The sequence below is a fragment of the Lysobacter yangpyeongensis genome, assembly GCF_042655745.1.
Taxonomy (GTDB): Bacteria; Pseudomonadota; Gammaproteobacteria; order Xanthomonadales; family Xanthomonadaceae; genus Agrilutibacter; species Agrilutibacter yangpyeongensis.
The window spans coordinates 1-23,544 of the sequence record NZ_JBHSNM010000002.1; the positions used below are offsets into that span (position 1 = coordinate 1).

General features: G+C 66.3%; 17 protein-coding genes and 1 pseudogene. 9 read left to right on the plus strand and 9 right to left on the minus strand.

Annotated elements, in window-relative coordinates; translation table 11 throughout:
* Both ACFPN1_RS06755 and ACFPN1_RS06760 read left to right on the plus strand, forming a co-directional pair.
* On the plus strand, nt 1-1,127 hold a 1,127-nt coding region (locus ACFPN1_RS06755; protein WP_386754069.1), incomplete at its 5' end, for a TonB-dependent receptor domain-containing protein.
* A 106-nt stretch (nt 1,128-1,233) separates the two neighbouring features.
* Entirely contained in the window at nt 1,234-1,905 is a 672-nt protein-coding gene (locus tag ACFPN1_RS06760; RefSeq protein ID WP_386754071.1) for a putative 2OG-Fe(II) oxygenase, read from the plus strand.
* 9 nt (nt 1,906-1,914) lie between these two features.
* Here the strand turns inward: ACFPN1_RS06760 and ACFPN1_RS06765 are convergent, their stop codons facing one another.
* From ACFPN1_RS06765 to ACFPN1_RS06785, 5 genes are read right to left on the minus strand one after another with little or no spacing between them, the layout of a single operon-like run.
* Nucleotides 1,915-3,495: a tetratricopeptide repeat-containing sulfotransferase family protein gene (locus tag ACFPN1_RS06765; RefSeq protein WP_386754072.1), complete on the minus strand. Its 1,581-nt coding sequence runs from the start codon at nt 3,493-3,495 to the stop codon at nt 1,915-1,917.
* Nucleotides 3,492-4,505, minus strand: a complete 1,014-nt coding sequence (locus tag ACFPN1_RS06770; protein ID WP_386754073.1) for a hypothetical protein — start codon at nt 4,503-4,505, stop codon at nt 3,492-3,494. Before ACFPN1_RS06770 ends, ACFPN1_RS06765 begins: the two co-directional genes overlap by 4 nt.
* Nucleotides 4,505-5,086, minus strand: coding sequence for a 2OG-Fe(II) oxygenase (locus ACFPN1_RS06775; RefSeq protein WP_386754074.1), 582 nt, complete (start codon nt 5,084-5,086; stop codon nt 4,505-4,507). Before ACFPN1_RS06775 ends, ACFPN1_RS06770 begins: the two co-directional genes overlap by 1 nt.
* 9 nt (nt 5,087-5,095) lie before the next feature.
* The gene (locus ACFPN1_RS06780) at nt 5,096-6,886 is read right to left on the minus strand and encodes a phosphoenolpyruvate carboxykinase (GTP) (protein ID WP_386754076.1); all 1,791 of its coding nucleotides are present in this window, start codon (nt 6,884-6,886) and stop codon (nt 5,096-5,098) included.
* A gap of 11 nt (nt 6,887-6,897) precedes the next feature.
* Entirely contained in the window at nt 6,898-7,515 is a 618-nt protein-coding gene (locus ACFPN1_RS06785; protein ID WP_386754077.1) for a TetR/AcrR family transcriptional regulator, read from the minus strand.
* Between the two features lie 230 nt (nt 7,516-7,745).
* Here ACFPN1_RS06785 and ACFPN1_RS06790 point away from each other — a divergent pair, with 230 nt between their 5' ends.
* Nucleotides 7,746-10,214 (plus strand): acyl-CoA dehydrogenase, encoded by a 2,469-nt coding sequence (locus ACFPN1_RS06790; RefSeq protein WP_386754078.1) that lies wholly within the window; start codon nt 7,746-7,748, stop codon nt 10,212-10,214.
* Between the two features lie 65 nt (nt 10,215-10,279).
* The gene (locus ACFPN1_RS06795) at nt 10,280-10,774 is read left to right on the plus strand and encodes a hotdog fold domain-containing protein (protein WP_386754080.1); all 495 of its coding nucleotides are present in this window, start codon (nt 10,280-10,282) and stop codon (nt 10,772-10,774) included.
* On the opposite strand, the gene ACFPN1_RS06800 is transcribed toward ACFPN1_RS06795, so the two are convergent.
* Both ACFPN1_RS06800 and ACFPN1_RS06805 read right to left on the minus strand, forming a co-directional pair.
* On the minus strand, nt 10,742-11,092 hold the full coding sequence (locus ACFPN1_RS06800; protein WP_386754081.1) for a DUF1304 domain-containing protein: 351 nt from the start codon (nt 11,090-11,092) through the stop codon (nt 10,742-10,744). The genes ACFPN1_RS06795 and ACFPN1_RS06800 overlap by 33 nt on opposite strands.
* Before the next feature lie 50 nt (nt 11,093-11,142).
* Entirely contained in the window at nt 11,143-12,564 is a 1,422-nt protein-coding gene (locus tag ACFPN1_RS06805; protein WP_386754082.1) for an NTP/NDP exchange transporter, read from the minus strand.
* Between the two features lie 173 nt (nt 12,565-12,737).
* Here ACFPN1_RS06805 and ACFPN1_RS06810 point away from each other — a divergent pair, with 173 nt between their 5' ends.
* On the plus strand, nt 12,738-14,321 hold the full coding sequence (locus ACFPN1_RS06810) for a GMC family oxidoreductase (protein WP_386754084.1): 1,584 nt from the start codon (nt 12,738-12,740) through the stop codon (nt 14,319-14,321).
* Nucleotides 14,322-14,325: 4 nt separating this feature from the next.
* Here ACFPN1_RS06810 and ACFPN1_RS06815 read toward each other — a convergent pair whose 3' ends face one another.
* The gene (locus ACFPN1_RS06815; RefSeq protein WP_386754085.1) at nt 14,326-16,230 is read right to left on the minus strand and encodes a M48 family metallopeptidase; all 1,905 of its coding nucleotides are present in this window, start codon (nt 16,228-16,230) and stop codon (nt 14,326-14,328) included.
* Nucleotides 16,231-16,345: 115 nt separating this feature from the next.
* Complete coding sequence (locus tag ACFPN1_RS06820) at nt 16,346-16,942, minus strand: LemA family protein (RefSeq protein ID WP_386754086.1); 597 nt, start codon at nt 16,940-16,942, stop codon at nt 16,346-16,348.
* Between the two features lie 74 nt (nt 16,943-17,016).
* On the opposite strand from ACFPN1_RS06820, the gene ACFPN1_RS06825 reads away from it, so the two are divergent.
* The 4 genes and pseudogenes from ACFPN1_RS06825 to pdxA all read left to right on the plus strand — a co-directional run bounded on the left by ACFPN1_RS06825 (nt 17,017) and on the right by pdxA (nt 23,540).
* Nucleotides 17,017-18,408 (plus strand): serine hydrolase domain-containing protein, encoded by a 1,392-nt coding sequence (locus ACFPN1_RS06825; protein ID WP_386754088.1) that lies wholly within the window; start codon nt 17,017-17,019, stop codon nt 18,406-18,408.
* A 315-nt stretch (nt 18,409-18,723) separates the two neighbouring features.
* Nucleotides 18,724-21,189: an LPS-assembly protein LptD gene (lptD, locus tag ACFPN1_RS06830; RefSeq protein ID WP_386754089.1), complete on the plus strand. Its 2,466-nt coding sequence runs from the start codon at nt 18,724-18,726 to the stop codon at nt 21,187-21,189.
* A pseudogene (locus tag ACFPN1_RS06835) lies at nt 21,186-22,566 on the plus strand (peptidylprolyl isomerase); the annotation flags it as partial. The gene lptD and the pseudogene ACFPN1_RS06835, both read left to right, overlap by 4 nt.
* Nucleotides 22,560-23,540 carry a 4-hydroxythreonine-4-phosphate dehydrogenase PdxA gene (gene pdxA / locus ACFPN1_RS06840; RefSeq protein WP_386754090.1) on the plus strand — a complete coding sequence of 327 codons (981 nt, stop codon included), beginning with the start codon at nt 22,560-22,562 and terminating at the stop codon, nt 23,538-23,540. The pseudogene ACFPN1_RS06835 and the gene pdxA, both read left to right, overlap by 7 nt.
* Nucleotides 23,541-23,544: the final 4 nt, after the last annotated feature.

Genomic DNA, 23,544 nt, shown 5'->3' on the forward strand with positions numbered 1-23,544 from the left:
ACCTGCCGGGCGCCCGCCTGCTCGACTTCAGCGTCGCGACCCGCTACTCGGACTACAGCAACTTCGGCGACACGCTCAACAGCAAGTTCGGTTTCCGCTGGAAGCCGATCGACGACCTGATGGTCCGCGGCAACTGGGCCGAGGGCTTCCGTGCGCCGTCCATCGGTGAACTGTTCGCCGGTCTGGGCGACTCGTTCCCGACCATCGCCGACCCCTGCAACCTGGCCTCGTTCCCGAACCTGGATCCGGCCGCGCAGCAGCGCTGCATCGCGCAGGGCGTGCCCAACGGCGGTTACGACCAGGGCAACCCGCAGATCCGCATCAACGTCGGCGGCAACCCGAACCTGCGTCCGGAACTGTCGACCTCCAAGACGCTGGGCTTCGTTTACAACCCCAGCTGGCTGGAAGGCTTCGACATCTCGCTGGACTGGTGGCAGATCGAGATGGAAGACACCATCACGGTCACCTCCGGCCAGACGATCCTCGATGGCTGCATCCGCGAGGGCCGCCAGGACTTCTGCGCGCTGTTCACCCGCAACCCGGGCGGCTCGCTGAACCTGACCTCGGGCCCGACCAACTTCGGCGACCTGAAGGTGGAAGGCTACGACATGACGGTCGGTTACCGTCTGCCGGAAACCGCGTGGGGCAAGTTCAGCTTCACCTGGGATACGACGTACCTGGCGAAGAGCGAAGGCACCGCCGCGCCGACCGCGATCGGCGAATACCAGCAGAACAACAATGGCTGGCGCATCCGTTCGAACGTCGCCACGCGTTGGGAAATGGGCGACTGGGGCGCGACCTGGAACATCCGCTACTACGACGACCAGGACGAGGATTGCCAGGCGTTCGTCGACTACGGCTATTCGTTCCTGTGCTCGGATCCGGATCGCTTCGTCGACAACGGCGGCGTGCCGACCCCGGCTGCTCAGAACCACATCGGTGCCACCACGTACCACGACGCAAGCGTGTACTGGAACGCACCGTGGAACGCGAAGATCACCCTGGGCCTGAACAACGTGTTCGACAAGGACCCGCCGCGTTCGGTGCAGGCGTTCGCCAACAGCTTCGACCCGCAGTACGAAGTCCCCGGCCGCTTCTACTACATGCGCTACACGCAGAAGTTCTGATCGACCGGTTGTTCCGCTACACCGCTACGGCCCCGCAAGGGGCCGTAGTTTTTTGTGCCTGCCGGCAGGCAGTAGACTTGATCGCTACCACACCGCTAGCCCGCCGATGCCTTTCGAAATCAACCCCGTCTTTGCCGTGCCTTTCGTCCAGGACCGGTTCCCCAATGCGGATCAGCTCAATGCGCAGCTCAAGCAGTTGTTGCTGGCGAGAGAGAACGAGGGCGAACGCTACGCGAATCCGAGTCCCTCGCTGAAACAGCAGGCGGGGGTGTTCGAAAGCGACTTCAATCTGTTTTCGTGGCCGGAAAGCTGCGTGCAACAGCTCCGACAGTTCTGCTGGGCGACGCTTGGCCGCGCGATACAGGAACTCAACGGCTACAGCGCCGAAGAAATGCGCCGACTGCAGATCTTTTCGCACACGTGGTTCCATGTGACGCGGAACGGCGGCTTCACGATCCTCCACACCCACCCCATGGCCTCCTGGTCAGGCGTGTACTGCGTGGACCCTGGCACGACGCCCGAGGACAGACCGGAATCCGGCGTCCTGCGCTTCCATAACCCGCACCACTACAGCAACTACTTCCTCGACTCGGGCAATCTGCGCCTGCGCGCGCCCTACCACCACGGCACCTGGAGCGTCCGGTTCCAGCCCGGCCAGCTGGTGCTGTTCCCGTCGTGGTTGCAGCACGAAGTCCTGCCGTTCTACGGCGACGACACGCGCATCACCATCGCCTTCAATTGCTGGTTCGGCATGAAGGAAACGGCTCAGTCCGGCTGAGCGCGCCCGTCAGATCAATCCGAGCGCGGTCAATCGGTCCAGCAAGGGTTGCAAGTAGACCTCGTAAGGTTTCCACGCGGCGCCGCGATTGGTCAGGATGCCTTGGCGCACATGCGCACTGCTCGCGGTGGATACCGCACCCGATGAACGTTCCACCCGCAGCGCATCTTCCTCGAAGGGCAGCCCGCAGAAGTCGAATATGCGGCGCGTCGTCCCGGGCGTATCAGTGACGAGCCCATCGTAGGAGATGTCAAGGAGCCGCGAGGGCATCACCTCGCGCCAATGGCGCATGAGGTCGCGGTACTCGCCGAAGTGGTTGGCCAGGGACACCTGGTCGAACGAATACAGTGCCGCGTTGGAGAAATAGGTCCGCAGATTGGAGAAGCAGGTGTCGACGGGATCCCGCACCATGTGCAGGATCTTCGCGCTCGGCAACGCTTTCGCGATGAAGCCAGCATTGACGAAATTGGGCGGCAACTTCTCGGTCAGGAACGGCTTGCCCTTGGCGCGCCAACGTGAACCTTCGACGAAACCGCGACCAATCGCGTCGAAGTCGGCCCCGGGCAGGTGCTGGACTGCCTCAATGTCCAGGGCATGCTGGATCTTGTGATCGCTGGCGATCTTGAGCTGGGCGGTAAACGCGTAGGTTTCCCCGCCGTCGGATACCAGACTGTGTCCGCCCAGGATGCGCTCCAGCAAGGTCGTGCCGGACCGGTGCATGCCCACGATGAATATCGAGCTGTACTCGTCCTGGCGCGGGGTGGACTGGACGAACTCCGCGGTGCACAGGGCCTTGACCGCGCTGAACAGCTGGCGCCCCTTCACCTCATCGTAGGGATCGATCGCCCGCTTCGCCCTGCACCCACGCTCCAGCATGCGCCACGACTCCTCGTAACGCTTCAGGTCGTGCAATTCGTTGTGCAGCGCGAACGACAGATAGGCTTCGGCCTCCGTTGCCTCCTGCGTCTGTCCGATGAGCCTGGTCAGGCGTTCGATGTGGTTTTCCTGGTCGGTCCATTTGCGGAGCCGTGAAAGCACCCAGTGCGATTGCGCGAAAGTAGGCAGCAGGCGGATGCTGGCTTCAAGTTCCTGCTCGGCTTCTTCCATCCGCCCGAGGAACATCAGCACGGTGCCGCGCAGGTAACGCGGTTGCGCACCACGCGGATCCCGATTCACTGCTTCCGTCACCAGCTGGAGCGCCAGCTCCTGATCGCCCACGGAACTGACGATGAGCGCCATTTCGGTAAGCATGCGCGGATCGCCGCACCGAACGAATCCGCTATTCCTCACCAGCTGCAACAGCAGATCGGCTTCATGGAAGGTGCGCAGTTTGCGACCGAGCTCCATGACCAGACCCGGATGGTTGTTCGCCAGCTTGAACGCGGAGAGCAGGCTATCGCGTGCGGCGCGATAGGAATCCACCCGCAGCAGTGCGCCCGATGATTTCAGCAACGCCGGCAGATGCCCCGGATTGCGGGCGATGATCGCCGCGTAGGCATCGGCGGCCTCGCGCCACCGCTTCGCACTCGAAGCGGCTTCGCCACGGCTCCAGAGCCGCGCAATCTCCTGGTCCGGGGAGGTCGCCTTCATGTCATTGTCCAGGTGGAAGCGGCATCGATTGCCTGTGGATGCATGTGGGGAAGAATATGCCGCTCTGCCCACTCCTTCGCCCTGGCGATCGCGGCGCCGAACCTCCGCTCCAGGAAGCGCGCGTCTTCGGCGCGCTGGGCGGCGCTGTAGGCGGCATCGGTCGCCTTGGCGTTGCGCCCGCCTTCCAGCATGCAGCGGCTGCGCAGTTCGGTTTCAGGGATGTCGAGTTGCAGCCAGCGCGCGGCTGCGAGTGCGGTGGCCTGCAGATCCGAGAGCAGCATCGACATGTCCGCGACACGGAAGCGCTCGGAGCCGACCTCGGCGGCGATCTGTCGGGCCAGTTCGCGCTGGGCAGCCCACTGGATCACAGCCGCGCAAAGCATGTCCGGCGGATCGAACGCGGTCGCCGGGAGCAGCAGGTCGAATCGGGATGCCTGTACGGCGCGTTCGGCGAGCTGCGGAATTTTCGCCTGCGACTCCGCGGACTTCTTCAGGTTGGAGACGAGGAAGTCGTCCAGCGAGGACGTCAGGAGCAGTGCACGACTGCCCGGTGCAGCGGACATCATCTGCGTGGCGGCATTCAGCGCGGCATGGGTCGGCTTGATGACGACGCTGCCTCCCGCATGCCAGGGCCGAGACAGGAGTGCGATCGTGGGGCCGGTCACGCGATCGATCTGCTGGCTCTCGTGACGGGCGTCGCCAAGGCGACGCAGCACGAGCGGCTCGCGCAGGCACGTGTTGTATGGCGGGGTATGGAGCACGCGTGCCAGTAGGGTGGAGCCGCAATACGACGTGTGCAGAAGCCAGCCCACCCTGGGCGACACTGGCAAGTCGTCCGCCGCTTCCACAGGACAAGGGACTGCATGCGAAAGAGGCGCACCGATGCGCGTATCGAGGAAGCTCGATGCTTCCACCACGCTCTCGTCCAGGCGCAGGAAGGCATACCGCCTTTCCCGCACGCTCAGGTCCACCGGGAACCAGTGGGGGTCATGCAGGTCGATCGAGTCCATCACGGAGCGGCGGCGCGTTCGAACTTGATGGCGAACGTGTAGCGTGGCGCATAGCAGATGCGATTGGGTGGCCGCCCGACGTGCTTGATCGCGCCGTCGAACACCACCAGCCGACCCGGCCGTGGAGTAACGGCACACGCCACTTCGTCCTGCGCGTCGTAGAACATCGTCTCCCCGCCCCATTCCAGGTCCCAGCGTTCGCACAGGTACCAGAGCGCCGTGAGGTCATGCTGATCGGGAAGGCAGTCGGTGTGGGTGAAAAGCATGTCGCCGTAGCTCGCGACGTTGGTGTACGCCCGATACGGCCTGTACCCCATGCCCGGCGTGCAGAAGCCCGCGACGACCTGGCGCGTCAGTTCGAAGATCGGCTGACGCACCAGGGCTTCGAGTTTGATTTCCGTCGCCCAGTGCTTGTACTCGGCCGTTTCCGGACGCGCGATCTCGGTGCGGGTGAACGGAGCCCGCGCCAGCCCCTGCACATATTCGGCGATGTTGGGCAACAAGCCGTCGAACACCCGCAGCGGGCGGCCATCGATCAGCAGGTCCCGACTGGCCGCAGGCGCGGCGGGGTTCGCGGCCATGGCGCGCCCTTATTCCGCGAGTGACTGCGCGATGCGCTGCTGCTCGTCATGCAGCGCTTGCGGCATCCGCGGGCCGTACTCGCGGAGGAATTCGCCGATGCTGTCGAATTCGGCGCGCCATCCCGTGCGATCGAAGCCGAACAGCTTCGCCTTGGCCTCCTCGCTCAGCGAGAGCCCTTCGACGTTGATGTCGTCCGTCGTCGGCAGGTTGCCGATCGGCGTTTCCTGGGCACCGGCTTCGCCCTTGACGCGCTTGATCATCCACTCCAGCACGCGCAGGTTGTCGCCGAAGCCCGGCCACAGGAACTTGCCGTCGTCGCCCTTGCGGAACCAGTTGACGTGGAAGATCTTCGGCAGCTTCACGCCTTCGCGATCGAACGACAGCCAATGGCCGAAGTAGTCGCCGAAGTTGTAGCCGCAGAACGGCTTCATCGCCATCGGGTCGCGGCGCATCACGCCCACCGCACCGGTCGCTGCAGCCGTGGTTTCCGAACCCATCGCAGCGCCGACCAGCACGCCGTGCGTCCAGTCGCGCGCTTCGAACACCAGCGGCACCAGCGAAGCGCGGCGGCCGCCGAACACGATCGCACTGATCGGCACGCCCTGCGCATCCTCCGCCCGGGGCGAATAGGATGGGCACTGGCTGGCGCTGACGGTGAAACGCGAATTCGGATGCGCGGCCGGACCGTTACTGGAATCGTAGTCATTTCCGCGCCAGTCAATGACCGGCTTGCCTTCGCCAAGGCCCTCCCACCACGGCTGGTTGTCCGCGGTCATGGCAACGTTGGTGAAGATGGTGTCGTGCGAGACCGTCTTGAGCGCGTTGGGGTTGGAGTTGATCGACGTGCCCGGGGCGACGCCGAAGAAGCCCGCTTCCGGGTTGATCGCATACAGACGGCCGTCGGCACCCGGGCGCATCCAGCAGATGTCGTCGCCGATCGTCCACACCTTCCAGCCATCCTTCCGGTAGCCTTCCGGCGGAATGAGCATGGCGAGGTTGGTCTTGCCGCACGCCGACGGGAATGCCGCCGCGACGTAATGGGTTTCGCCCTGCGGGTTCTCCAGGCCGAGGATCAGCATGTGCTCGGCGAGCCAGCCTTCCGACTTCGCCTGGTGCGAGGCGATGCGCAGGGCATGGCACTTCTTGCCGAGCAGCGCGTTGCCACCGTATCCCGAACCGTACGACTTGATCGTGAGTTCTTCCGGAAAATGCATGATGAAGCGGCGGTTCGGGTCGAGCTCGCCGATGGAATGCAAGCCGCGCACGAAAGTGCCTTCGCGCTCGATGCGCGCCAACGCCGGAGCGCCCATGCGCGTCATGATCCGCATGTTGGCGACGACGTACGGCGAATCGGTGATCTCCACGCCGCAACGCGACAACGGCGAATCGATCGGGCCCATGCAATAAGGAACGACGTACATGGTGCGTCCCTTCATGCAGCCGGCGAAGAGTTCATCCATCTTCGCGTGACCGTCCGCGGGCGACATCCAGTGGTTGTTCGGTCCGGCGTCGTCCTGGGCCGTGGTGCACACGAAGGTCAGATGCTCCACGCGGGCCACGTCGTCCGGGTGCGAGCGGTGCAGCCAGCTGCGCGGATGGGTCTGTTCGTTGAGGCGGATGAGGGTGCCGTCGGCCTCCATCTGCGCCACCAGCGTCGCATTCTCGGCGTCGCTGCCGTCGCACCAGTGGATGGCATCCGGCTGGGTCAGCGCAGCGACCTGCGCGACCCACTCGTTGAGTGCGGCAAGCTTGCTTCGACCGGCATTTTCAGCCGGGGCAGTCTGCGACAGGTTGTTCATCAACGGACCTTCTAGGGATTGGGAATCAGGGTTGCGGCCATGTGCTCGACATAGGCCTCGAATTCGTCGTGCTGCATCCGCGTCTGGTGCAGCTGCAGGTTGAGCTGCAGAAAGCCCACGTAGGCGGAATACAGCAGCTGGGCGCGGTGGCGCGCATCGGTACGGGACAGGCCTGCCTGGCGGAACGAGGCGGTGAGGTAGTCGAGGCGGCGTTCGGAGACGCGGCCGATCACCGGCTGCACGGCCGGATGGTCCATGGCCTTGATCAGCTCGGAATAGACCACGTGCGACTTGTATTCGTGGGCGACCAGATTGAAGAGCGCGCGCAGACGCGCACGGGGGTCGTTGATCGGCTCGAGTTCGCCGAACAGGAGCTCCTGCTCCATCTTCTCCCAGCGTTCCAGCGCCGCCACCAGCAGTGCTTCGCGCGAGGGGAAGTGCCAGTAGAAGCTGCCCTTGGTGACGCCCAGGCGCCGGGCCAGCGGCTCCACGGCCACCGCCGAAACGCCCTGCTCGGCGATCAGGTCCAGGGCCGCGGCGGCCCAGTCGTCGGCACTCAGGCGGCCTGTACGCTCCTTGTTGGCGGCGTCGGGCTTCGCGGGGTCGGGCTTGGCAGCGGCGGTCGTCATGGGGGCAAGTTTAACCATACGGTGGCGACTGTGACAGTACGCATGTTTCCACCGGCGACGTGGCAATGCGGTTGACACCGCCCGCGCCCGGAAACCATACTCGAGCGTATGTTAAGCGTTTCATGTCCCTGTTTGAATTTGTCGGGCTGCCACGGAAGCGGCCCGGCAGATGGAACGCTCGACCAACCTGACCGCCAGACCGTCAACGCCGCGTCGCGCCGGAGCCTTCCATGAGCATCGCCCTTCCCTTTCTCGCCCTGCTGGTCGTCGGCGCCGTCGCCGCATACCACCGGTTACGCCTCGTCGTGTGGGCCGCCATCACGCTGACCGCACTCATCGCCTGCCTACTGCTGGGCGCGAACATCACCGCGACCATCGTGGCCATCGTCCTGGCGACGCTGGTGGCCGTGCCGCTGCTGGTGCCGCAGATCCGCCTGCCTTTCATCACCCGGCCCCTGCTCGGCTTCTACACGAAGATCCTCCCGCCGCTGTCGGAAACCGAGCGGGTCGCCCTCGAAGCCGGCACCGTCGGCTGGGAAGGCCAGCTGTTCTCGGGCAAGCCGGACTGGGACGTGCTCTTTGACCAGCCCAAGCCGGAACTGCGCCCCGATGAGCAGGCCTTCCTCGACGGTCCGGTCGAAGAAGTCTGCCGCATGACCAACGACTGGCAGATCACCCATGTCAATGCCGACCTGACCCCGGAGATCTGGGACTACATCAAGAAGAACCGGTTCTTCGGCATGATCGTGCCGAAGGAATACGGCGGCCTGGGCTTCACCGCGCTGGGCAACCACAAGGTGATCCAGAAGCTGGCGACCGTGTCGACGGTGCTCAGCTCCACCGTCGGCGTGCCCAACTCGCTCGGCCCCGCCGAACTGCTGATGCACTACGGCACCAAAGAGCAGAAGGACTACTACCTGCCGCGCCTGGCCGACGGTCGTGAAGTGCCCTGCTTCGGGCTGACCGGTCCCTGGGCGGGTTCGGATGCGACCTCCATCCCCGACTACGGCATCGTCACCATGGGCGAGTGGAACGGCGCCCGCGTCGTCGGCGTGAAGCTGACCTTCGACAAGCGCTATATCACCCTGGCGCCGGTCGCCACGCTGATCGGCCTCGCCTTCCGCATGTACGACCCGGACGGCCTCATCGGCGACAAGCGGGACATCGGCATCACCCTGGCGCTGGTCCCGCGCGAGACTCCCGGCATCGACATCGGCCGCCGCCATTTCCCGCTCAATTCGCCGTTCCAGAACGGCCCGATCCACGGCCGCGAAGTCTTCATCCCGCTCAGCCAGCTGATTGGCGGCGAAGCCTATGCCGGCAAGGGCTGGCAGATGCTGGTCGAGTGCCTGTCGATCGGGCGGTCGATCACCCTGCCCTCCACCGCGAGCGGCGGCGCCAAGTTCGGCGCAGTGGTGACCGGCGCGTACGCGCGCATCCGCAAGCAGTTCGGCCTGTCGGTGGGACGCTTCGAAGGCGTGGAGGAAGCGCTCGCGCGCATCGGCGGCAAGGCGTATGCGATCAGCGCCCTGTCCGAAGCGGCCGCGGCGGCGGTCACGCGCGGCGAACTGCCCGCCGTGCCGTCGACCATCGCGAAGTACCACTGCACCGAAATGGCGCGCGAAGTCGCCACCGACGTGATGGACATCCACGGCGGCAAGGGCATCATCCTGGGGCCGAAGAATTACGCCGGCCGCAACTGGCAGGCGCTGCCGATCATGATCACGGTCGAAGGCGCGAACATCATGACGCGCTCGCTGATGATCTTCGGCCAGGGCGCGATCCTGTGCCATCCGTGGGTGCTGAAGGAAATGAAGGCGGCGGGGCTCGCCGATCCGCAGGAACGCCTCACCGAATTCGACCGCAACCTGTTCGGCCATGTCGGTTTCGCGTTCTCCAACGCCGTGCGCAGCTGGTGGTACGGCTTCACCGGCGCGCGCATCGGCAAGGCACCCGGCGATACCTACACGCGCCGCTACTACCGCAAGCTCAACCGCTATTCCGCGGCGCTGGCGCTGGCGGCAGACACTTCGATGCTGCTGCTGGGCGGCAAGCTCAAGTTCAAGGAATCGCTGTCGGGCCGCCTGGGCGACGTGCTGAGCCAGCTCTACATCGCCAGCGCCATGCTCAAGCGCTACGAGGACCAGGGCCGACCGGTGTCCGACCAGCCCTTGCTGGCGTGGGCTTTCCACGATGCGGTGAACAAGATCGAGACCGCGTTCTCCGCCGCCCTGCGCAACTTCCCCGTACACCCGGTCAGCTATCTGTTGTGGATGCTGATCTTCCCGTGGGGCCGCCGCGCGCAGGCGCCGAGCGATCGTCTCGGCCATAAGGTCGCCTCGCTGCTGATGTCGCCCAACGAAGCGCGCGACCGGCTTGCCGTCGGCACCTTCCTAACGCCGTGCGCCAACAATCCGGCGGGCCGCATCAACAGCTACCTGCCCAAGGTGGTGCTGGCCGAACCGGTGGAGCGCAAGTTCCTCAAGGCGCTGAAGAACAGCGACATCGAGGCGCTGGATTTCGCCGCGCAACTCGACGAAGGCGTCCGCGAAGGCTGGATCACCGCCGATGAGCGCCGGCAACTGGAAGAACTGCGCGAGATGACGATCGACGCCATCAGCGTCGACGACTTCGACACCGAGGAACTGCGCTCGGCCGGTTACCGCCGGGAACACCACGACAACCGCGCCGCAGCCTGATTCGGCGCCCGGGATCGATCACGCGACGGCGGGCACGACCCGCCGTCCTTTTTGGAGCCGATGCCATGCCAGCACCCGTTCTCGCGATGTACCGCCGGTTGAGCCGCTGGCCGGCAGGACGCTGGCTGTTTTCGCAGGCCGTGTGCTTCCGGGCGCCCTACTTCGCGACGATTGCGCCGCGCTTCGTGGCCCTGGAACCGGGGCACTGCGAAGTGCGCATCCGCGATCGCCGCCGCGTGCACAACCACATCGGGACCGTGCATGCGATCGCCCTGTGCAACCTCGCCGAGTTGAGCGCCGGCGTCATGACGGAAGCGTCGCTCCCCGCATCGATGCGCTGGATCCCCAAAGGCATGACGGTCGAATACCTGAAAAAGGCGAAAGGACCGATGCACGCCGTGGCATCGCCGGACATTCCGATCAGCGAAACGGCGAGCGACTACGACCTGCCGGTCACGGTCACCGTGCGGGACCAGCGCGGCGATGACGTCTTCCGCGCGCGCATCACGATGTGGCTGTCGCCCAGGTCACGCAGCGAGAACGGCGCCCAGGGCCAGTAACGCAGGCGCCCCCTGCACGAAAAAGATCCGGCGGCTCACCGTCGCGGCGCCATAAAGCCCGGCGACGATCACGCATCCCAGGAAGAAGAGCTCGAACTCGCGCGATCCCGTCGCCGCGCCATAGAGCAGGCCCGCCGCGAGAAAACCGTTGTACAAGCCCTGATTGGCCGCGAGCACCTTCGATGCTTCGGCTTTTTCGGCCGACTGGCGGAACACCCTCAGGCCCAGCGGCCTGGTCCACAGGAACATCTCCAGCACCAGGAAGTACAGGTGCAGGAGCGCAACCAGCAGGACCAGGATGACGGCGATCAGTTGCATCGTTATTTCTCCGGGAAAGGACGGGGCAAGCCGGGCCTACGCGGTCCGCGTCACGCGGCACCGACCTGATGGGCCGGCAGGGAATTCTCGCGGCGCGCGATATCGGCCAGGCGCCACCCGACTGCAGTGGCCAGCGCACCCCAGGACGCCGCCAGCAGCGAGAACCCCGCGATACCGACGCCGAAACCACGCAGCCCGTCCATGATCGACGCGACGCTGAGATCACCGAAGCGCCATACCGCCGTATCCACCGCATTCTTGCCCTTGTAGCGCACGCTGCGCGGCACCATCGAGAACAGGCTCTCGCGGGCCGGCCCCACCAGCCCGTAGGCCAACGCGCGGCTCACCACCAGGGCCAGCGCGACCCAGGGCATCAACAGGAAGAATCCGTACATCGAGCGGACCAGGTCCATGACGAACGACCCGCCGTGCACGCCGGCCATCGATGCCGCCGCCTGCGCCTGCGTGATCCCGGAGACCGCGCCGTAGGGATCGGCAGCGAAATACACCAGCAACAGCACGACCATGACGCCCAGTCCCCACAACGCGATGAGGAGCCCGGCGCCGCTGCGCGGCAGCAGCCAGCGTGTCACGGTCAGCTGCAGCACGACCTGCAAAGTGTTGGTCGTGAGATCCATTCCGCCGAAGAAGCGCGTGCGCGCGACTGCGTCGGCGAAGTGTCCCTTGGCGTAATCGGCCACCAGTGCGTAGTTGATCGTGCCGATACCGTCGCCGAGCAGCAGCAGCAGCGACATGCCGCGGACGAAGGGATTGGCGAACACCTGCTTCAGGCCGTCCCACATGCTGCCGCCCACCGCGGCCTCGTGCCCGACTTCGAAGCGTCGCGCACCGTGCGTGCGCGCCCATCGGCCCAGCAGGACCGCGCACGCAGTCGCGGCCATCAGCAGGCACGCGGACACCACCAGGAGCGGCGCGACGCCGATGCGCGCGACGAGAATCTGCGTCAGCGCCGGCCCCGAAACCGCACCCGCGGTGCCGCCCAGGGCGATGATCGGAAACAGGCGTCGCGCCTGTTCCTCGTCCCAGATGTCCGCCATGAAGCTCCAGAACACCGCCACGACGAACAGGTTGAAGACGCTGACCCACACGAAGAAGACCACACCCAGCGCGTAGGGCGTCAGCAGCCCTTCGTAGGTGAAGAAGGGAATGAAACCGAACAGGCAGACGATGAAGAAGGCGTACACTACCGGCACGATGACGCGGCGCGGATAGCGCGACGCCAGGGCGGAGAACAACGGCGTGAGGCCCAGCGTCGCGACGAAGACCGTGGCGTAGAACCAGGTCTGATTGGTCGATCCACCGACCGCGGCGAACAGCTGCTCGCGGACCGGTCGCAGGATGTAGTAGGCGGCAAGCACGCAGAAGAAGTAGACGAACGACAGCAGGACCGCCCGCCATTCACCCAGGTGGATGCGTCGCGCGGCAACGCCGGCATCGTGGATCGTCCCCATGCGTCCGCTCCGCAATAGTTGGGCGCCACGGTAGCCGATGCCCTGCACGTCCGCTAGCAGGCCACGTGTTCGTTCGCGCCAGGCCCTGCCTCGCCGCACGCGAGAGCAATTGCTCTAGCCTCCCGGCATAGCGTCGCCCGGTCATTGAGCGGCACGCAGCCGGGGACGTCAGTTTGTACGACTACATCATCATCGGCGCCGGCTCGGCCGGTTGCGTGCTGGCGAACCGGCTCACCGAGGACCCCGACTGCAAGGTGCTGCTGCTCGAGGCAGGCCCGAAAGACTGGCATCCCTTCATCCACATGCCCGCCGGTCTGGCCAAGCTGGTCGGCAAGAAGGGCGTCAACTGGGACTACACCACCGCGCCGGAAAAGCAGTTGAACAACCGCACGCTGTGGTGGCCGCGCGGCAAGGTGCTGGGCGGCTCCAGCTCGATCAATGCGATGTGCTACATCCGTGGCGTTCCCCGCGACTACGACGACTGGGCGGCGCAGGGTGCGCCCGGCTGGGACTGGCGCAGCGTCCTGCCCTACTTCAGGCGCAGCGAACACAACGAACGCGGCGCCGATGCGCTGCATGGCGACCAGGGCCCCCTGTACGTTTCCGACCTGCGTTACACCAATCCGCTGTCGCAGGCGTTCATCGACGCCGGGCGACAGGCCGGATATCCATCGAACCACGACTTCAACGGTGCCGAACAACAGGGATTCGGCTTCTACCAGGTCACCCAGAAGAACGGCGCGCGCTGTTCCGCCGCGGTGGCCTACCTGCACCCGGCGCGGGAACGCCACAACCTCACCGTGATCACCGGCGCAAACGCCAGTCGCATCACCTTCGAGCGCAACCGCGCCAGCGGCGTCACCTATACCGCGCGCGGAAAGGCCTTCCACCAGGTGGCTACGCGCGAGGTGCTGCTGTGCGGCGGCGCGATCAATTCGCCGCAACTGCTCATGCTGTCCGGCATCGGACCGGCCGCGCAGCTGCGACAGCACGGCATCGACGTCCTCGTCGATGCGCCGCAGGTCGGGGAGAACCTGCAGGACCATCTCGACATCTGCACGCTGCAGCATTCGACGCAGCCAATCACCTACGACCGCGTGAGCGACGCGCGGATCGCCTTCGACTACTACCTGCGCGGCCACAGCGGCGCGGGCAGCAGCAATATCGCCGAAGCCGGTGCGTTCGTGCGTTCGCGTCATGCGTCGGACGAGCGCGCGGACATCCAGTTCCATTTCGTGCCGGCCATGCTGGACGACCATGGCCGACACCGTCTGGCGGGCGACGGCTACACGGCGCACGCCTGCTTCCTGCGCCCGCTCAGCCGTGGCCGCATTCGTCTCGCGAGCGGCAGCGCCGGCGACAAGGCGCGCATCGAGGCGAACTACCTGAGCGATCCGGACGGCTTCGACCTGAAGATGATGGTCGAATGCGCGAAGCTTTCGCGCGAGCTTTTCGCCCAGAAGGCGTTCGATGGCTACCGCGGCGCGCCGATCTTCCCCGCGCGCGACGACCTGTCGGACGCGGAACTCGTCGAATTCATCCGCGCCAAGGCGGAGACGGTGTACCACCCGGTCGGCACCTGCCGCATGGGCAGCGACGCGGGATCGGTAGTCGATCCGCAGCTGCGCGTGCGCGGCGTGGAGGGTCTGCGTGTGGTCGACGCTTCGGTGATGCCCACGCTGATCGGCGGCAACACCAACGCGCCGACGATCATGATCGCGGAACGTGCCTCCGACCTGATTTCCGGTCGCGTCTGAGGCTTCAGGCGTTCCCCAGCATCGGCGGCAGGGGACAATGCAGCGTGGCGCAGATCGTGCGCAGCAACTCGGCTTCCGCGATGGCGATCCGGCCATCGTGGCCGATGGTCGCGGTGATGGCTTCGACCAGCATTTCCTTGGCCACCGGTTCGAGCGCATCCAGTGGCACCCACACATCGTCCAGCGCGAGCACGCCACCGGCGGGTGGCGCGTAGGGCGGATGCTCGGGCATTACGCGTTGCATGCCGGCGAGGTAGGCCTTGCGCGCCGCGTCCGCATCGGCATTGCCCGCCTGCGCAACGACCGACAACAGCGTTGCGATCTCGCCACGCACCTCGACTATCCTGCGCCGCCCGAAGCGCGCGTAGCGCGATGGATCGAGCGATTCGCGCACCTGCACGGTGAGCAGGCGCGCCAGGCAATACTCGAACAGCGACACGGCGCCATCTGCATAGACAACGGCATTCACGGTGTCGAGGAAGGCATCCAGTTCCGGGCGCGGACGCAACCGCAGCACCGGGAACGCCAGCGATGCCAGCGGCAGACGCAGCGCCGGATGCAGGGCCTCGTTGGCTTGCCGAGCCAGACGCCTGGCTTCGAGTGCGATGGTTTTGCCCAGGCGCGCGGCGATTTCGTCCGCCTGCCTGTCCGCGATGTCGGCGCGCGCATCGAGCAGCAGCCCGAGCAGCAGCGGAATCACGGCTTCGCGCCGGGTGGCGAGTGTTCGCAACGCGTCGTCGATGTGCGCCGAGATCGCATCCGCGCGGCGGTAATCGTCCGCGCCGGGCTGGGCGACCTGGGCCGCGACGGCGGCGGGAGTCACCGCCTGTTCGGCCGTCACGCAAGGCAGGGGCGGCGGTTGCCTGACGTCGGCGAGGCCCAGGTGCGCATCTTCTTCCAGGCCGTCGGGCGGGGCCGAATGCCACTTCGCGCGCAACCGGTCGAGTTGCTCGCCATTGAAGCCGGGTTCCAGGGCGCAGATGCGTTCGAGCAACGGCGGATGCGTCGCGAACCAGCTGCGCAGTCCGATCCCGTCGCCGAACAGCATGTGGCTGATCTCTTCGGCATCACCACGGTGGCTCAGCCGGCTGCCTTCGTCGATGCCCCCTATCTTCTTCAGCGCACCGGCGAGCCCGGCGGTCTGCCGCGTGAACTGCACGGCCGATGCGTCCGCGAGACGTTCCCGCGAACGGCTCACGCCGGCCTTGATGATTCGCCCGAAGAACAGGCCGATGTAGCCGACCAGCATCGCGATCAGCGCCGCGGCGAAGATGGCGCCCGCGTTGCGATCGCGTCCGCGTCCCAGTTCCAGCACCTTGCGACCGATGATGGCCAGCATCAGGATGCCGAACAGCACGCCGATGAGGCGGATGTTCAGGCGCATGTCGCCGTTGAGGATGTGGCTGAACTCGTGGGCGATCACGCCCTGGAGCTCATCGCGATTGAGACGCTCCAGTGCACCGCGCGTCACCGCGACGACGGCATCCGACGGCGAATAACCGGCGGCGAAGGCATTGATCGCCGACTCGTGCTCCAGCACATACAGCCTTGGCATCGGGACGCCGGATGCGATCGCGATTTCCTCCACGACGTTGCGCAGACGACGCAGATGGAAATCGTTGCTTTGCTCCGGCACCGCGACGCCGCCCAGCTGCAACGCGACCGATTCGCCGCCCCCGCGCAGCGTCGCGATCCGGTAGAGGGAGCCGAGTCCGATGATCGCCAGCGTCAGCACCGAGGTGAACACCAGCATCGTCGCGGTTTCGCCCACGGACGCACCCTTGCCGGCGAACACCAGCCACGCGGCGGCATCCACCGCCAGCACGATGCCCGCCACGGCGAGCACGAACAGCAGCACCAGCCGTGAGGAATTGCGCCGCGCCGCGGCCTGGTGTTCGAAGAAGTTCATCTACGCACCGGATCAGTCTGCGTTGCGCGCTGTACGCGCTGTGCGGATGCAGTAGCGGCGACGATCGCGCGCCGCCACCGGTTCACGTCGGGATTGGGATTGCGGATCGACGCGGCTAGAACTGCACCTTCGGCGCGGCACGCACCTGGGCCTGCTGGTCCGACGGAATCTCCAGCAACGCGGCGGGCGCGAAATTGAACATGCCGGCCACCACGCTGGAGGGAAACACCTCGCGCCGGTTGTTGTAGGCCATGACGCTGTCGTTGTAGGCCTGGCGCGCGAACGCGACCTTGTTCTCGGTCGATGTCAGCTCCTCGGTGAGCTGCATCATGTTCTGGTTGGCTTTCAGGTCCGGATAGGACTCCGACACGGCGAGCAGCCGGCCCAGCGCACCATTGAGCTGGCCCTGGGTCGCGGCGAGCTGCTCCATCGCCGCCGGGTCGCCCGGACTGGCCTTGGCGGCGGACAGGCCGGCGATCGCGGCGCCGCGCGCGGCGATGACGGCTTCCAGGGTCTCGCGTTCGTGCTTGAGGTAACCCTTGGCGGTTTCCACCAGGTTGGGGATCAGGTCGAACCTGCGCTGCAGCTGGACGTCGATCTGGGCAAAGGCGTTCCGGAAGGCATTTCGCGCCGTGACCAGGCCGTTGTAGATGCCCACCGCCCAGAACGCCAACACGATCACCAAACCCAACAAAATCAGCAAGCTGAACATGCTTGTTTCCCCTTCCCTTGAAATTTGGCGCTATGATCGGGCGCGTTTTAGAGCATACGCAGGCGCTGCGAGCGATGAAAGAACCATCCAGCCGCCGGTCCCGCAGGATGTGGCAAGCCGGGTTGATCCTCTCGTGCCTGATGACGCAGGCGATCGGCTCCAGCGCCCAGACGCCCCTGCGTTGGGAAGGCAAGGCGGCACAGGCCGTTCCGGCTTCCCGGGCCGGCCTGATCGATCGCAGCAACGTTCGCAATTCGCTTCCGCTGGGCCAGGACTTCGACGTCGCCCGGTTTGAAGCCATGGCCCAGCAACTGGTCGCGGACCAGCGCATTCCCGGCCTGGCGATGGCGATCGTTCACGACGGTCGCATCCTCAGCGCACGTGGCTATGGCGTCACCGACACCCGCGCACCGATGCCGGTCGATGGCCACACGGTGTTCCGGCTGGCCTCCCTTTCGAAGGCCTTCGCCGGCACGCTCACCGGCCTGATGGTCAACGACGGCAGCCTGCGCTGGGACACGCGCCTGATCCAGTACGACCCGGACTTCCGGCTCGCCGACCCCACCGCGGCCGCCCAGGTGACCGTCGCCGACCTGCTCAGCCATCGCGTCGGCCTGCACCACAACGCCTACGATCGCGACCTCGAGGCCAACGTCGACTACGCGACGCTGACCCAGAAGCTGGCCTACGCGCCGATGGAATGCGCGCCGGGCACCTGCTACGGCTACCAGAACATCGCCTTCAGCCTGATCGGCGACGTGATCCAGGGCGCCTCGGGCCAGCCCTACGCCCAGGCGGTGCAGAACCGCATCTTCCATCCGCTCGGCATGACCGACGCGTCCGTGGGCCTCGACGGAATCCTCACCAGCGCGAACTGGGCACGCCCCCACGTGCGTACCCGTGGTGGCTGGCTGTCGCTCACGCCGAAGCCTGCCTACTACCGGGTCCTGCCCGCTGCCGGAGTCAATGCGAGCGCCAGCGACATGGCGCAGTGGCTGCTCGCGCAGACCGGGCATCGGCCGGACGTGTTGTCCGCGCCGCTGCTGGCCACGCTGCACCAGCCGCTGGTCGCGACCCCGACGGAACTGCGCGGTTCCTCCTGGCGACGCGAGCGACTGAATTCGGCGGGTTACGCGCTCGGTTGGCGCGTGTACGACTATGCCGGCAACAACCTGGTTTTCCACGGTGGCGCGGTACAGGGTTATCGCGGCGTCGTGGCACTGCTCCCCGACCGGGATCTCGGCATCGCCATCCTCTGGAACAGCGAGAGTTCGCTGCCGACCGGCCTGCTGCCCACGATGCTGGATCGGGCCGTCGGCCTGAAGGACCGCGCCTGGCTGGATATCGACTTCGATGAGCCCACGCTGTTCGCGGGAGCCAGCGACAAGCCGGCCGAACCCACGAAGAATACTCCGCATAACGAAGCCGGCACGGCGAGTACCAAGACGACGGCCGCACCGCGCTAACCACTGGATGACGCACCACGCACGGCGGACCCTCGAGGTCCGCCGTCTTGTTTTTGTCGCCCCAGCTTTTGCGCGGTTGGGAACGGTCACAGGGCCCTGGCCCAGGGCAAGAACACCAGGGCTCGTTTGGACGAGCCGGTGCCCATGCATGCGTGCGCACCGGCGAGGTCCCGACGTTCGGAAAGCTGGGTCGGTGTGCACGCCGATCCGCGCACCCTTCGCTTGAATGCCAGCGGACCGCGGACCGCATCTGCATTGCCCGTATGCATGGGATACGGCAAGCTAGCGGCCGTTTGTACGGACCCGGATGCCCGCGTGCGCCCCAGCCTTCGCCTGCTCCCGTTGTCGCTTTGCATCGCGCTGGCCCTGCCGGCCCACGCCAAGGACGACGACGACGAGAACTGGGGTCTGTGTCCGGTGGTCGACGCCCTGCCGGGCTTCGACGAGCCCGCACCGCCACCGTCCAGCGGCACTCCGGAAACGCGGGCGCAACAGCCCACCGACATCGAGGGCGACCAACTCCAGGATCTGGAGAACGCGAACACGCTCGTGCAGGGCAATGTCTCGCTGAACCGCGGCGACCAGTCGCTGCACACCGACAAGCTCACCTTCAATCGCGAAACGGGCGACTACACGGCCGAAGGCAGCGTGAAATACCAGGATGCCGGCATGCGCGTGCTCGCCGAGCGCGCGACCGGCAACCAGGACAAGGACACGCACCGGATCGAGGACCTGAAGTACCAGCTCACCCGTCGCCGCGGCAACGGGGGTGCCGAAGCCATCGAGATGCACGGTTCGGAAGGCGCGCTGATCGGCTCGACGTATTCGACCTGCGATCCCGGACAGCGGGCCTGGGAACTGCGCGCCCGCCGCATCGACATCAACACCGAAGAAGGCATGGGTGTCGCGCGCAATGCCACCCTGCGCATCGGCAAGGTGCCGGTGCTGCACGTGCCATGGCTGATGTTCCCGATCGACGAGCGGCGCCGGACCGGCCTGCTGTATCCGTCGATCTCGATGTCGGGCCGCAACGGCTTCGACTGGCGCCAGCCGATCTACCTCAACCTGGCGCCGAATTACGACGCCACGCTGTACCCGCGCTACATGAGCAAGCGCGGCTTCGCGCTCGGTGGCGACTTCCGCTGGCTGTATCACGGCGGCAGCGGCGAGGTATCCGGCAACTACATGCCGCACGACAACCTGCCGGAAGACGAGCCGTCGCGGTATCTCAACGACCTCAACGGCAATCCCATCCCGGATGCGACCCTGCCCAACGATCGCGGCAGCCTGCAGGTCAAGGTGAACCATCGCCTGGACAAGACCTGGTTTGCACGGGCGAATCTGGGCTGGGTAAGCGACACACACTACTTCGAGGATTTCAACAACAGCCTCTACGGACTGTCGTCGTCGCGTATCACCAGCACCGCGGGACTCTATGGCCAGGGGCGTTGGTGGGATGCGGCCCTGATGGCCGAACATCACCAGCTCGCGGACTACACGCTCAGCGAGCGCAGCCTGCCCTTCGACCGACTGCCACGGGCCTACCTGCACTGGGCCCAACCGTTCGGCAACTGGCTGGAAGCGGGACTGGACACCGAACTCGTCCACTTCGAGCACGACGACATCAGCCAGGCCGGTGCCGACCGCGACGTCCCGGGCGGCAGCCGCTTCGACTTCAAGCCTTATGTCAGCCTGCCGCTGGAAGGCAGCAGCTGGTTCCTGCGCCCCAAGCTCGCCTGGCGCTACACCGGCTACCAGCTCGATGGCACGCCGGAGGAGCGCGCCAATGAATTCGCGTCCCGTTACAACACCGCGCTGACGCCGGCCCTGATAGAACGTTTCCGCGACGATCGCCCGACGCGCAGCGTGCCGATCAGCAGCATCGATACCGGGCTGTTCTTCGACCGCGAGACCACCATCCGCGGCGACCGTTACCTGAACACGCTCGAGCCGCGGCTGTACTACCTGCACGTGCCCTACGAGAACCAGGACGGCATCCCGGTCTTCGATTCGGCGCCGCTTACCTTCAGCTGGGGCCAGTTGTTCCGCGACAACCGCTACAGCGGCGCGGATCGTCAGGCCGACGCCAACCAGCTGACTGCCGCCATCACCACCCGCTTCATCGGCGCCGACGACGGGCGCGAACGACTGTCGGTGAGCCTGGGGCAGATCAAGTACTTCGACGAGTCGCGGGTGATCATCCAGGGCGAAGCGCCCGTGCAGCAGGGCAAGTCGGCCTGGGTAGCGGAGACCATGGTCGCGCCGAGCGATCGCTGGAACATCTCCGCGGCCTACCAGTGGGACCCGAAGTACCGAGGCACCAACCTGGCCAGCCTGCGCGCGCGTTACCTGATCGGCGACCAGGGCGTGGTGAACATCGGCTACCGCTATCGTCGCAATGCACTGACCCGCAACGACCTGTTCAAGCAAGCCGACTTCTCGTTCCTGTACCCCATCAATCCGAACTGGAGCGTGGTGGGCCGTTACTACTACTCGCTGCTCGACCACAAGCCGCTCGAACAGCTGGCGGGCGTGCAGTGGGAAAGCTGCTGCCTGGCCGTGCGCGTCATGGGCCGTCGCTACCTGCGCAACCGCACCGGCGAGCTGAACAACAGCTTGCAGGTCGAGTTCGAGCTGAAGGGGCTGGGCTCCGCCGGCCAGGACACGAGGCGTATCCTGCGCCGTGCTATTCTCGGCTACGACCGCGACGACCTCTATCTCGTCCCGCCTACGTCGGTGGATCGCACCGATACCGACCTGGTTCCTGATCCGATTCCATGAAGAAATTCCTTGCGTGCCTCCTCGCGGCCGCCGCGCTGTCCGGCGCATCGGCCTTCGCCCAGCAGGCTGCCGATCTGCAGTCCATCGACCGGATCGCCGCAGTGGTCGATGAGGACGTGGTCCTGCGCAGCGAGCTCGACCGCGCCGTCAACAACATCACGCGCCAGTACGCGGGACGCGATAACCAGCTGCCGCCGCGCGAGGTGCTGGAACGCCAGGTGCTCGAACGACTGATCCTGATGAAGCTGCAGCTCGCACGCGCCGAGCAGACGGGCGTGCGCGTCACCGACCAGGAACTGGATTCCACCGTCGCGAACATCGCCCAGCAGAACCGGATGACGCTGGACCAGCTGCGCCAGCAGGCCGTGCTCGACGGCGGCACGTTCGAGGACTTCCGCAATTCGATCCGCGACGAGCTGGTCGTCCAGCGCCTGCGCCAGCGTTTCGCGCAGAGCCGCATCGCCGTCAGCGAGGCAGAGATCGACGCGGCCCTCGCGGCGCAGAAGAACGCGGGCGTCCAGTACCACCTCGCGCACATCCTGGTCGCGCTGCCGGAAGGCGCCACGCCCGACCAGATCAAGACGGCGCGCAGCAAGATCGAGGGCGTGCAGGGCCTGCTCGATCGCGGCGAGATGGATTTCTCCGCCGCCGCAGTCCGCTATTCCGACAGCCCCAACGCGCTCGAGGGCGGCGACCTGGGCTGGCGTTCGGTCGACGAGATTCCGGCGGCCTTCGCGACGCTGGTGAAGAGCATGAAGCCCGGCGATGTCAGCGCGCCGTTGCGCGGCGCCAGCGGCTTCCAGCTGCTCAAGCTGGTCGAAGTGCGCGACGAAGCGCAGTCGGGCAGCGCCAACATGATCACCCAGGTGCACGCGCGCCACATCCTGATCCGCATCAACGAGACCACCGGCGAGGCTGCCGCGAAGGCGCGCATCGACACCATCGCCGCACGCCTCAAGGGCGGCGCCGATTTCGCCGAAGTCGCGCGCGAGGAATCGCAGGACCTCAATTCGCAGGCGAAGGGCGGCGACCTGGGCTGGTTCGTACCGGAACAGTACGGCACCGACTTCGGTGGCCAGGTCGCAGCCCTGGCCGACGGGCAGGTCTCCGCCCCGTTCCGCACCGACGCCGGCTGGCACATCGTGCAGCGCGTCGCCTCCCGCCAGACCGATGCCAACGAGGAAAACCGCCGCGCGCGCATCAGCGACACCATCGGTCGCCGCAAGCTCGAGGACGAGTGGAACCGGTACCTGCAGGAAATGCGCGACGAAGCCTATGTCGTCGACATGCGCAAGGGCCTGCCGGCGGACGCGCAGGCTGAGCCGGCCAAGAAGGACGCCAAGCCGGCCGCGCAGCCCAACGGCTGAGCCATGGCACCTGTCCGGCTCGCGCTGGTTCCCGGTGAGCCGGCCGGCGTCGGGCCGGAGTTGTGCATCCGACTCGCGCAGCAGCGACGCGACTATCGACTGACGGCGTTCGCCGATCCGCGCAGCCTTGCCGCGGCGGCGCAGGCACTGGGCCTGCCGCTCACGCTGGTTTCGCCCAACCAGGACGCCACACAGCCCGGCCAGCTGGAAATCATCGAAGTCGCGAATGCGACAACCCCGGACTTCGGTGCACCCGACCCGCGCAACGCCTCCGCCGTGATCGGCGCATTGCAGCAGGCCGCAGCGGCGTGCCTGCATGGCGATTTCGACGGGCTGGTGACGGGCCCGGTGCACAAGGCGGTCATCAATGAAGGCGGCATTGCCTATACCGGCACCACGGAACTGCTCGCCGCGCAGGCGGGTTGCGACGTGGTGATGATGCTGGCCAACGACATCGTCCGCGTCGCGCTGGTCACCACCCATCTGCCGCTGCGCGCCGTCGCCGACGCGATCACGCCCCAGGGCCTCGACCGCACGCTGCGCATCACCCATGCGGCCCTGCAGCGCGACTTCGGCATCGCCGATCCGGTGATCGCGGTGCTCGGCCTGAATCCGCATGCCGGCGAGGGCGGCCACCTCGGTGGCGAGGAAATCGGGATCATCACTCCCGCACTCGACGCCTTGCGCAGCGAAGGAATGCAGCTGGTCGGCCCGTTGCCTGCCGATACCGCCTTCCTGCCGGGCAAGCTGCGCGGCTTCGATGCGGTGGTCGCGATGTACCACGACCAGGGCCTGCCGGTACTGAAATACAGCGGCTTCGAGCGGGCAGTGAATCTCACCCTCGGCCTGCCCTATCCGCGCGTGGCGGTCGACCACGGCACCGCCCTCGACCTGGCCGGCCAGGGCATCGCGGATCCTTCCAGCCTCATCGCCGCGGCCGAGACCTGCGCACGCATGGCCGCCCGACGCATGCGCCGCATGTAAGCGC

Coding starts and splice junctions, on each gene's coding strand:
- ACFPN1_RS06760 (WP_386754071.1), top strand. CDS start 1,234: ATGCCTTTCGAAATCAACCCCGTCTTTGCCGTGCCTTTCGTCCAGGAC.
- ACFPN1_RS06765 (WP_386754072.1), bottom strand. CDS start 3,495: ATGAAGGCGACCTCCCCGGACCAGGAGATTGCGCGGCTCTGGAGCCGT.
- ACFPN1_RS06770 (WP_386754073.1), bottom strand. CDS start 4,505: ATGGACTCGATCGACCTGCATGACCCCCACTGGTTCCCGGTGGACCTG.
- ACFPN1_RS06775 (WP_386754074.1), bottom strand. CDS start 5,086: ATGGCCGCGAACCCCGCCGCGCCTGCGGCCAGTCGGGACCTGCTGATC.
- ACFPN1_RS06780 (WP_386754076.1), bottom strand. CDS start 6,886: ATGAACAACCTGTCGCAGACTGCCCCGGCTGAAAATGCCGGTCGAAGC.
- ACFPN1_RS06785 (WP_386754077.1), bottom strand. CDS start 7,515: ATGACGACCGCCGCTGCCAAGCCCGACCCCGCGAAGCCCGACGCCGCC.
- ACFPN1_RS06790 (WP_386754078.1), top strand. CDS start 7,746: ATGAGCATCGCCCTTCCCTTTCTCGCCCTGCTGGTCGTCGGCGCCGTC.
- ACFPN1_RS06795 (WP_386754080.1), top strand. CDS start 10,280: ATGCCAGCACCCGTTCTCGCGATGTACCGCCGGTTGAGCCGCTGGCCG.
- ACFPN1_RS06800 (WP_386754081.1), bottom strand. CDS start 11,092: ATGCAACTGATCGCCGTCATCCTGGTCCTGCTGGTTGCGCTCCTGCAC.
- ACFPN1_RS06805 (WP_386754082.1), bottom strand. CDS start 12,564: ATGGGGACGATCCACGATGCCGGCGTTGCCGCGCGACGCATCCACCTG.
- ACFPN1_RS06815 (WP_386754085.1), bottom strand. CDS start 16,230: ATGAACTTCTTCGAACACCAGGCCGCGGCGCGGCGCAATTCCTCACGG.
- ACFPN1_RS06820 (WP_386754086.1), bottom strand. CDS start 16,942: ATGTTCAGCTTGCTGATTTTGTTGGGTTTGGTGATCGTGTTGGCGTTC.
- ACFPN1_RS06825 (WP_386754088.1), top strand. CDS start 17,017: ATGAAAGAACCATCCAGCCGCCGGTCCCGCAGGATGTGGCAAGCCGGG.
- pdxA (WP_386754090.1), top strand. CDS start 22,560: ATGGCACCTGTCCGGCTCGCGCTGGTTCCCGGTGAGCCGGCCGGCGTC.